At 64.3% G+C, this 10,071-nt stretch carries 7 protein-coding genes; 5 read left to right on the top strand and 2 right to left on the bottom strand.

Features of this window, described 5'->3' with window-relative positions; genetic code table 11:
* The 5 genes from K6I34_RS22910 to K6I34_RS22890 form a co-directional block, all read left to right on the top strand.
* A partial coding sequence (locus K6I34_RS22910; RefSeq protein WP_275127133.1) for an RHS repeat-associated core domain-containing protein occupies positions 1–4,362 on the top strand: 4,362 nt, incomplete at its 5' end.
* A gap of 6 nt (positions 4,363–4,368) precedes the next feature.
* On the top strand, positions 4,369–5,004 hold the full coding sequence (locus tag K6I34_RS22905; protein WP_229328208.1) for a hypothetical protein: 636 nt from the start codon (positions 4,369–4,371) through the stop codon (positions 5,002–5,004).
* Positions 5,005–5,626: 622 nt separating this feature from the next.
* Positions 5,627–5,782, top strand: coding sequence for a hypothetical protein (locus tag K6I34_RS38695; protein ID WP_308294041.1), 156 nt, complete (start codon positions 5,627–5,629; stop codon positions 5,780–5,782).
* A 332-nt stretch (positions 5,783–6,114) separates the two neighbouring features.
* Positions 6,115–7,038, top strand: coding sequence for an aminoglycoside phosphotransferase family protein (locus K6I34_RS22895; RefSeq protein ID WP_229328207.1), 924 nt, complete (start codon positions 6,115–6,117; stop codon positions 7,036–7,038).
* Positions 7,039–8,062: 1,024 nt separating this feature from the next.
* Positions 8,063–8,431 carry a hypothetical protein gene (locus tag K6I34_RS22890; RefSeq protein ID WP_229328206.1) on the top strand — a complete coding sequence of 123 codons (369 nt, stop codon included), beginning with the start codon at positions 8,063–8,065 and terminating at the stop codon, positions 8,429–8,431.
* Between the two features lie 210 nt (positions 8,432–8,641).
* Here K6I34_RS22890 and K6I34_RS22885 read toward each other — a convergent pair whose 3' ends face one another.
* Together K6I34_RS22885 and K6I34_RS22880 are read right to left on the bottom strand one after the other, a co-directional pair.
* A complete protein-coding gene (locus K6I34_RS22885; RefSeq protein ID WP_308294040.1) occupies positions 8,642–8,857 on the bottom strand; it encodes a DUF397 domain-containing protein in 216 nt (71 codons plus the stop codon).
* Positions 8,850–9,695 carry a helix-turn-helix transcriptional regulator gene (locus K6I34_RS22880; protein WP_229328209.1) on the bottom strand — a complete coding sequence of 282 codons (846 nt, stop codon included), beginning with the start codon at positions 9,693–9,695 and terminating at the stop codon, positions 8,850–8,852. The genes K6I34_RS22885 and K6I34_RS22880 overlap by 8 nt, the downstream gene beginning before the upstream one ends.
* Positions 9,696–10,071: the final 376 nt, after the last annotated feature.

Genomic DNA, 10,071 nt, shown 5'->3' with positions numbered 1-10,071 from the left:
GTCCACCCCACCGCCACCATCGGCTACAACACCTTCGGCGACCAGTCGGAGACCCAGGATCCGAACGGCAACACCGTCACCACCTCCTTCGACGCCGCGGGCCGCAAGACGGCGCAGACCCTGCCGAACTACACGCCACCCGGTTCCTCGACGCCCATCACCGGGGCCACCACGACGTGGACGTACGACGACATGGGCAACGTCACCCAGATCACCGATCCGCTGCGGCACACCAACCAGTACCTCTACGACCAGCTCGGCGACGTCGCCCAGGTCACGGACGCCAAGAAGGGCGTCGCGCACACCGTGTACGACGCCAACGGCGAGGCGCTGTCCGAGACCACGCCGTCCGGCGCGCAGACCCAGGCCACGTACGACTTCATGGGCCGGAAGCTGACGACCACCGTCCTGGACCGCTTCCCCAGCCCCGTCACGTCCACGACCACCCACTCCTACGCGGCCTCCGCGGCCAACCCCGGCGGGGCCTTCCTCGCCTCGACCACCACCCAGAACGGTGTGACCACCCGCTACGGCTACAACAACGTCGGCGAGACCACCCAGGTCACCGACGGCGCCGGGAACACCACCGAGACCACCTACGACCTGGAGGGCCACAAGTCCGCCGTCAAACTCCCCGACGGCACCCGGACCACCGTCTCCTACGACCAGCTCGGCAACCCCGTCCGGACCCAGTCGCTGGACACCGACGGGCAGACCGTGCTGGCCACGCGATCCGCGACCTACAGCGCCGCCGGTCACCTGATGTCGTCGACGGACGCCAACCAGCACACCACCACGCTCACGCGTGACGCGCTCGGCCAGGTCACCGGAGAGGTCCAGCCCGTCGACGCCGCGCACTCGATCACGACGTCGTTCGGCTACGACGCCGCAGGGCACCGCACACGCTTCACCGACGGCCGCGGCAACGCCCGTTACTACACCTTCAACTCCTGGAACCTGCCCGAGTCGGTCGTCGAGCCACCGGTCTCCACGTCCGCCTACAGCTACACTTCCGCGGCCGACTCCACCTTCACCACGTCCTACGACGCGGCGGGGCACGCCGTGTCCCAGACCGCCCCCGGCGGCGTCACCGTCACCTCCGACTACGACGCCCTCGGCAACGTCACCAGCCAGTCCGGCACCGGAGCCGACGCCCCCACGGCGACCCGCACCTTCGGCTACGACGCGGACAACCGCATGCTGACCGCGGCCACCAGCGCCGTCGGCACCACGACCCCGGCGACGTCGAACACCTTCACCTACAACGACCGCGGGCTGCTGCTCACGGCCGACGGGACGGCGGGCTCCAGCTCGTTCGTGTACGACGGCGACGGCCTGACCACATCACGTACCGACGCCGCGGGCACGACCGCCTACGGCTACGACAAGGCCGACCGCCTGGCGACTCTCGACGACCCGGCGACCGGCTCTCGGCTCACTTACACCTACAACTCCCTCTCGCAGCCGGACAACATCCAGTACGGGGGCAAGGACGGCAACGTCCGCACCTTCAACTACGACCACCTGCACCGGCTCGTCAGCGACAACCTGAAGACGGCGCTCGGCGCCACCGTCGCCTCCATCGGCTACGGCTACGACACCAACGGGAACCTGACGGGCAAGAAAACCGCCGGCCTCGCCGGTTCGTCCGACAACACCTACACCTACGACTGGGCGGACCGCCTGACGTCGTGGAACAACGGGAGCACCACCACCGCATACGCCTACGACGACTCCGGCAACCGCATCCGCATCGGTGCCAACGTCTACACGTACGACGCGCGGGACCAGCTCACCGGCGACGGCGTCAACACCTACCGCTACACGGCGCGCGGCACGCTGACCCAGCAGGCGACCGGCTCCACGACCACGGCTTTCGCCTCGGACGCCTTCGATCAGCAGGTCAAGCAGGGTACGCAGACCTACGTCACCGACGCGCTGGGCCGCGTCATGACCGGCAGCGGCACGGACGGCAGCAAGATCTCCTTCTCCTACACGGGCACGGGCAACTCTCTTGCCTCGGACGGCTCCAGCACCTACACGTGGAGCCCCGACGGAGGCCTCGTCGGCATCGGTATGGCCGGCGCCACGGCGGGCTCGGGCAGCCTCGCGTTCACCGATCAGCACGACGACGTGGTGGGCAGCTTCTCGGCGGCCGGTACGGCGCTGAGCGGCTCCACGGCCTACGACCCGCTGGGCAACGTGACCGGGACCGCCGGGACTCCGGTCGGCAGGCTCGGCTACCAGTCCGGCTGGACCGACGCGGCCACCGGCAAGGTCAACATGGCCGCCCGCTGGTACAACCCGGCCGCAGGCCAGTTCATGAACCGGGACACCATGTCCTTCGACCCGGTCCCGAACTCGGCCACCGCCAACCCCTTCGCCTACGTCGACGACAACCCGCTCAAGGGCACCGACCCTTCGGGGCACGGCTTCTGGGGCAGCATGCAGCGCGCGGTGTCCAGCGGCTGGGAGCACGTGAAGTCAGCGGCATCGAGCGCGTGGCAGGGCGTCACCAGAGCCTGGGACTCCGCCTCCAACTGGGCGTCGAACACGTATCACCGGTTCAGCTCCTGGGTGTCGCGTGAGTACGACGAAACCATGGCCAGGCTGGATCGGGAGATACGGCGCCTGGACCGTGAGATAGCCCGGCTCAACCGGGAAATCCATGACAGCTATCGCTACATCAGACACCAGGCCAGCCGCGCCTATCACGCCACCACCCGTGCGGTCAGTCACTCCTACCACCAGACCGTCCATGCCGTGACCACGGCCTACCACGCGACTGCCCAGGCCGTCCGTACCACGACGACCTACTTCAAGAACCATGCGGCAGCCATCGCCTCCTTCGCAGCCTCCACCGCGGTCTTCATCGGCTGCGAGGCCGCTGTGGGCGCAGCGACGGGTGGCGTCGGAGCCGTGATCGGCGCGGCAGGCTGCGGTGCACTGGCCGGCGCTGTCGGTGGTGCGGTGGACCAGGGCGCCAAGTGCATGTCCGGCCAGGCCGGTGGCTGCTCGGTGAGCGCCTTCGCCGGTGCGGTGGCCGTGGGCGCCGTGGGCGGCGCGATCGGTGGTGCGCTCGGCGGCGCCCTGGGCGGCAAGCTCACGGAGTCGGCGCTGGGGAGTGTACTGCCGAGGGTGGTCGCCAGCTCTTTGGAGGGCGCGTCCATAGGGGGTATCTCCGGGGGTGCCGTCGGTGCCGCCGATTACGGGCTCACCTGTTCTCGTAGCGGGGCGGGGTGTTCGTGGTCGGGGGCGGCCAAGGCCGCGGCCGGTGGGGCTGCGGACGGGGCCATCGGTGGTGCGGCAGCAGGTGCCGGCTCCTCGGTGGCTGCTCATGCCAGAGGGCGCCTCACCGGCCGTCAGGAATCGGGAGAGGTCAGTGGCTGTCTGACCGGCGGTCCGCACAGCTTCACGGGATCCACTCGTGTGGCCATGGCGGACGGCTCGTCCAAGCCGATCGAACAGATCAAGGAGGGAGACGAAATCCGCAACGCGGTGCCGGGCAAGCCGGGCACCACGGAGACCCACAAGGTCGACAAGGTCATCGTCACCACGACGGACCGTGACTTCGTGGACGTGACTGTCGCCCCGGCGGCCAAGCCGTCCCTCAAGTCCCGCGTCCTGAAGAAGGCCGCTCTCGGCCTGGCTTCTGCGGCCACGGCGGTCGCTGCTCTGAGCCCGACTGCCGCTTCCGCGACGACGATCACGACCACCTACCACCACCCGTTCTACGACCAGACTCAGTCCGCCTTCGTGGAGGCGAAGGACCTCCACACCGGTGACCTCCTGGAGACCGACGACGGCACGGTCGAGATCACTGGGGTCCGCCTGTACCACCAGGACGACGTCGTCACCTACGACCTCACGGTCGACGGGCTGCACACGTACTATGTGCTGGCGGGGGCTGCGCCGGTCCTCGTTCACAACTGTGGTCCTGGCGTTGCAACTGAAGATGATGCGATGCTGGCACTCAACCGTGCGGAAGAGTTGCAGGCATCCCGCAATGACTACTTCATGGCGGATACAAAGGGCACTACGGCGGTGATCGGCGTCTTCAACTCGCAGACGAAGAGGTTTATCAACCGCATCGGAATCAACGGTGGTGGCGCCATGCCTTCCGGTTGGACGCTGCGGCCGGGAGAAGAATTTGTGCAGGCCGCCGGTCATGCGGAAGAGGGGATTCTCAATAGTTTGGGTCCCAATGAACATGCGGTGTTCGGCGCAGCTTCTCGGAACTTCTGCGTTACCGTTTGCTCGCCGATGCTCAACGTGCGCGGGGTGACATTGGGAGGCGCGGGTATCCGCGGCCATGCTGCACAGAATTCCCCATACACCATCTTCTGGGCTACTGGAGACTAGAGGGACATGGAGAAAACACCAGAACTTCAGGCGATCTCGAATGCTTCAGACTCTGAGCTGATGCTCATCTGTGCCGCTGCTGCCGAACGAGGGATGGCCTTTTGTAGAGTCCTGGGCGGCACAGAGAGTATCGAGTGGGCGGACGAGGCGCTTGAACTCGCGTGGGCAGCAGCTGCCGGCGAGTTCAATGAGAGCGAGTGTGCTGACGCGCTGGATGGGCTTGAGATGGACTCTGGTGACGACGAGGATGATTCCTCGAGTCCAGAGTTCTTTATTGCTCAGTCTTTGGCGCTCATTGGTAATGCCCTTTCCGCTTCGTTGCGACCTACCGCAGCGAAGGCGGAGCTGTCCGTCAATACCATGAGGTCGCTGCTCTCGATGCTTGACTTTAAGCTGGCAGGAGAGCATCCCGTCATTGTGAGGTATGGAGAGGGGGTTCCACCTCCGGGAGTCCTCCAACAAATGGAGATTGATGCCGAGCGAGAGCTGGCCGATCTTCTCGCTCGCAGGGATAAGGGGGATGGTCAGAGGTCGAATATTGCCTCTGCTCTTCCCCAGGTTGAGGCGTCATCCAGGGAGTTCAGCGCACAGCTGGCTACCTCCATCGAAGAGGTGGCTGATTTGAGTGACTGGGAACTGTAGAACCCATTGAACTGTCGAAGCCCCACTGGCAAGGTGCTGGTGGGGCTTCGGCGGCGCCGATGGCTGGGGAGCGCTAGAACATTTAGTGGTTGAGATAGGAACAGGCCAATGGCATATCTCGCCGTCTTTGAGAGTGGTGCATGGCGCCTGGAGTGAGAGGTTCTGGCGTGAGCAATTGCTAGCGATTGGCCTCAAGCCCAGGTGAAACTGGCTTCCCCTGGAACTGTAGGTTCTGAGGCTCGCGATGTGGAATGGAGTCACTGCTCGGCATTGGGTGAGCTAAAGGGATATGCTCACTCGGACGGGCAGGGAATCTACCTGGAGGGGGGCCATTGAAATCGTTGCCGACTTCATTGTCTGGTATCGGGGGCTAGTGTCGGCCGAGGAGCAAGTGACCTTCTGCGATGACTCGTACAGCTTCGATGGCGTAGTCCCGACGGATGCGGTCAGAGGAGACATTATCGCCATTGCGGAGCGAGCAACTCCGTAAGCAAACTAGTTGAAAGAAGGGAGGCTCTGCTGGAGTTCCGGCAGAGCCTCCCTGGCGTTTGACGGCAGTAGATGACGGCAACGTCAGCGGGCGGCAGTGCAGGGTGGCAGTTCGTTGCTGCCGTCGTCGGCCTTGACGATCGCCCTGGCTGCCAAGTGCGGTCCCGATGACGTCACGTTGGAGGTGGAGTCGTCGGGCGTAGATGGTGACGTCGATGTGGGCGTCGCCGAGCAGTTTCTTGGTGACGACGAGGCCGAGGCCCTGTTTCCAGGAGCAGGTCGCAGTTGAGTGGCGCAGGCCGCGGAAGCGGACGTTACGAAGTCCGGCCTGAGCGAGGAGCTGGCCGAGTCGTGGGACTGCTCGAAGGCGCGGGCCAGAGAGGACACCTACCGGCGAAGGACTCGCGCTTGAAGCGCCGACACGCATCAGTAATTCGAAGGCGCATCCCGACTCGGACGGCAACATCATGACCCCGGCGCCGGGAGCCGAGCCGCTGCCGCGCTCTCGTCCGGCGCGTCCCGGCTTGGATACGGTCTCTGTCGTGTCCGGCGCGCGTCGGTTGGTCACCGGTGGTTGCGGGCGTCGGACGATCGCGTACGACTTGGGGAGTTGGTACCGGCATGGCGTCTGATGCTGCACGGACAGCGATAGAGGGACTCACGTCGGCAGGGGCGGCAGAAGCCATGATTGCCGCCTGCCGGTCGGTAGGACTGGACCCGTGCGGCGCCGAGCTGATCCGCTTCGGGGAGAACGCGTTGTTCCGCCTGGCTTCCGCCCCTGTGATCGTGCGGGTGGCTCGCTCATCGGAATACCTGTCCTCGGCTCGGAAGGAGGTGGCCGTCTCCCGGTGGCTGGCACAGGAAGGATTTCCCGCGGCTCGGGTCGTGGACGACCTGGAGCAGCCGGTCCTTGCCGGTGGGCGGCCGGTGACCTTCTGGCACCTGATCAACGAAGGGGATCGCAAGCCGACGTACGGAGAACTGGGCGCGGTCCTGCGGGACCTGCATTCCCTGACGCTTCCCCCAGGGCTGGAACTCCCGCCGTACGACGTGTTCGGCCGGTCGGATCTGCGCATCGACCGAGCCCCGGACGGTGTCTCGGATGAGGACCGGCAGTTCCTGCGTCGGCGTCTCCACGAGCTCCGCGCCGAAGTCGCGAACCTGCGGTTCGACTCGTTGAAGGACCCCCTGCACGGGGACGCGCACATGCAGAACCTCATGACCAACGATCAGGGGCATGTGGTCCTCATCGACTTCGAAGGCTTCGGTTTCGATCACCCCGAGTGGGACCTGATGGTGACCGCAACCGAACACCACAGCCTCGGCTGGCAGACGAAAGAACAGTACGCGGACTTCGTGACGGCTTACGGTCGCGACCTGCGGGACTGGACCGGGTTCACGACGTTGCGTGGCGTACAAGAATTCCACATGACAACGTGGCTCATGCAGAACACCTCTGAGGGCAAAAACATTGCGGAAGAGTACGTGCGGCGCCTCGCGTCACTGCGCGATGACGATGCACCGCGGAACTGGCGTCCGTGGTGACACAGACTATTCCTCGTCAAGGCGGGCGACGGCCTGCCGCACCTGCTCGTTGAACTCGGCCACAGCCCGGTTACCGGAGTGAGCGCTGACCTCGGATTGGAAGTCCGATACGTAACGCTGAAAGCGGGCTGATTGGGGGAAAGTGGCTGTACGTGCGGATTGATCAGCCTTTCCCGGATGATCGAGTCCCGTCGCCCTCCTGGCCGGTTGAACACGGCCTTGACGAAGAACGGCCCTTTATCGCTGCTGATGATCGCAGCGAAGTCCGAGCTGAATCCCCGATCAGGGATCTCCACCTTGGTGACATCGCCGGTGTACGGGTAGATCAGGTCCCGGAAGTGGGCATCGGGCAGATCAGCCACGGGTCCCTCTCAGCTGCGTCAGTTTTTCGGTTGGCATGTACTGGGTGGCGTACCTGGACGGCAGGAGTCGTTCGGCTCACACCTCGGGTCGCACGGGTTCTTCGGGACGCAGTCAGGGCCACACGGCTCGTTCTGCCCCTGGTCGTGGTCCTTGTCCTTCTTACCCCAGTCGGCTCGGAGGGAGTCGACGGCCTCAGGCAGAGAAGGTCCGATCAGGATAGAAGTCAGCGAGTCCTCACGAACGTTACCGACACCCAGCCAGGTGGAGAAGACGCATGGTGCGACGTTGTCGCTTGGGTCGTTCGAAGCACTGCTGTCACCGCACCCGCCACACAGATCGGATGCGTCTGGCTTCTGGTCACAGGAGGCCCGTCGGGCGGACTTGACAGGAATGCTGAAGAACTCCTCGACGCCAAGTTCGTCGGGAAGCCTGGACGCAGTGCATTCATTCCAGGGTCAGGCATTCCTGACTTCATTTGAAACAAGATTTCGGTTAAGGCTGGCGACGGGTTCAGGAGATATGCTGCCGTGATCAATGATCCTTCGAATCCCTTGACGGGGCTACGTGTGATCACCAATCATCCTGGTGCAGTGCCATACTTCCAAGGGCTGATGTAGCAGCATGGCATCCCGGGCTCGGTGGTTGAGAGAGGGGCAGGCCAGTGACGTACCTCGCTGTCTTTGAGAGTGATACATGGCGTCTGGACCGAGAGGTTCTGGCGCGAGCAATTGCCGGCGACTGGCCGCAAGCCCAGGTGAAGCTGGCTTCTCCCGGAGTTGTAGGTTCTGAGACTCGCGATGTGGAGTGGAGTCACCGCTCGGCATTGGGTGAGCTAGAGGGGTATGCTCACTCGGACGGGCATGGAATCTATCTGGAGGGGCCCATCGAAATCGTTGCCGACTTCGTTTTCTGGTATCGGAGGCTAGTGCCGGCCGAGGAGCAAGTCATCTTCTGCGATGACTCGTACAGCTTCGATGGCGTAGTCCCGACGGGCGCGGTAAGAGGAGACGTTATCGCCATCGCGGAGTGAGTGACTCCGATTGCGCTCAAAGAGGGGAGGCTCTGCCGGGTCTTCGGCAGAGCCTCCCTGGCGTTTTGGCGGCAGTGGTCGACGGCAGCCCCGCCGGATAGGCGCTGGGCACCTTTATAGAGGTCAAGAGATCCGCTCCGGCGACTTCCTCGAGGTCGACAGTGGTGAGGTCGAGTGTGAGGGTCGGGGCTACCGGGGTATCGCTAAGCTTCAGCCGGGTAGAACGCCTGCCTTTATGCCTGATATGAATTCAGTCCATGTTCTCGTGGTGAGGCGTATGTATGGTCCGTGCGGGTCTTTCGAGTCCTGGCACGCTATGCTGCCGCTCAGTGCGCCAAGTTCCACACAGTTGCTATTGCTTGCGCTGTAGGTGGCCTTACGCCATGCTGGGCCCGCGGTCGAAGGCTTGCGAATGTCTCTACTCACTTTTCCGTTCCTTCAGTTGGGCGATGAGTGAGAGTGATCTTTCGAAGGGAAGAGCTGTTGCTGTCAGCCTCTCGAACGCTTCCATGTATCGCGCCACGTTCGCGGGCTCCTCGACGTAGAGACTGCTTTCCAGGTTTTCCAACAGGACGACGTCCAAGCCTGGTTGTTCAAAACCGAGAGCGGTGAAGCCGCCGGTAACCCCCGGATGCAATGCGGCGTCCAGCGGTAGAACCTGAATGGTCACGTGTGGATACATGGCGACATCAAGTAGTCGTTGTAGCTGGTCCCTCATGACCCCCGTTCCCGGAACGCTGGCCAACAATGCGGCTTCGTGGATGATCGCTCGAAGTCGGAGCGGTTCAGGCTTCGTCAGTACGGACTGCCGCGCCACTCGTACCTCAACGAGAGCATCCACCCCCTCGGGGGAAGTGGTCATGCTGTGGGCGGTGATCACCGCGCGGGCGTAGGCAGAGGTCTGGAAGAGCCCTGGGATCACCAGGGGCTCATACGTGCGAACCGACGAGGCGTCCGACTCCAGGCTGATCAGGTCCGAGTAGACCGGCGAGAGGTCGTAGGTCTGCCACCACCCGCGCTGGCCGCCGTGGCGGGCCAACTTGAGCAGGCCCTCTCGGACATCGCTGCCCTGGAGGCCGTAGATGTCGAGCAGTCGGTCGACGTCGTCGGGTCGTGCACCACGCGTTGCGCTCTCCAGCCGGGACACCTTTGAGGTGCTGAGCCCTGTCCGGGACTCGACTTCGTCCAAGGTAAGTCCGGACTCTTCGCGCAGGCGTCGCAACTCCGCTCCAAGTCGCCGACGGCGCACGGTTGGCACTGCCATCACGCGCCCCCTTCTCTCGCTGCCGCTGTTCAGGTCCGTTTGGCGCATCTGCATGCTCGCACAGAAGACGTCACCCACACGGTTGGCGAACTTGCCAATATGGCTGTCTCGCTTGCCAGTGGAGAGTCGCGTGCGCCACTCTGCTTCTGGCCAACTACGCACCGTCCACGACTCATTGCCCACGTGCCGACCCGACAGCAGCAACGGGTTGGGGCGCCGGAACGCAATGAACCCCCGCAGCCGTGGTACCGGCCCGGGGGTGGCCAACGCTGAGAAGGAGCGTCGACATGCGTCATCGTATCCACCACTGGCTCAAGCAGGCGAGAGCGGCCTTCAGGTCGGGGACTCCCCGCCCTGGCGCCACCCCCAGGCCTGC

It is taken from the genome of Streptomyces sp. UNOC14_S4 (genome assembly GCF_020740835.1).
Lineage (GTDB): Bacteria > Actinomycetota > Actinomycetes > Streptomycetales > Streptomycetaceae > Streptomyces.
This window is presented reverse-complemented; position numbering and strand designations above follow the sequence as displayed.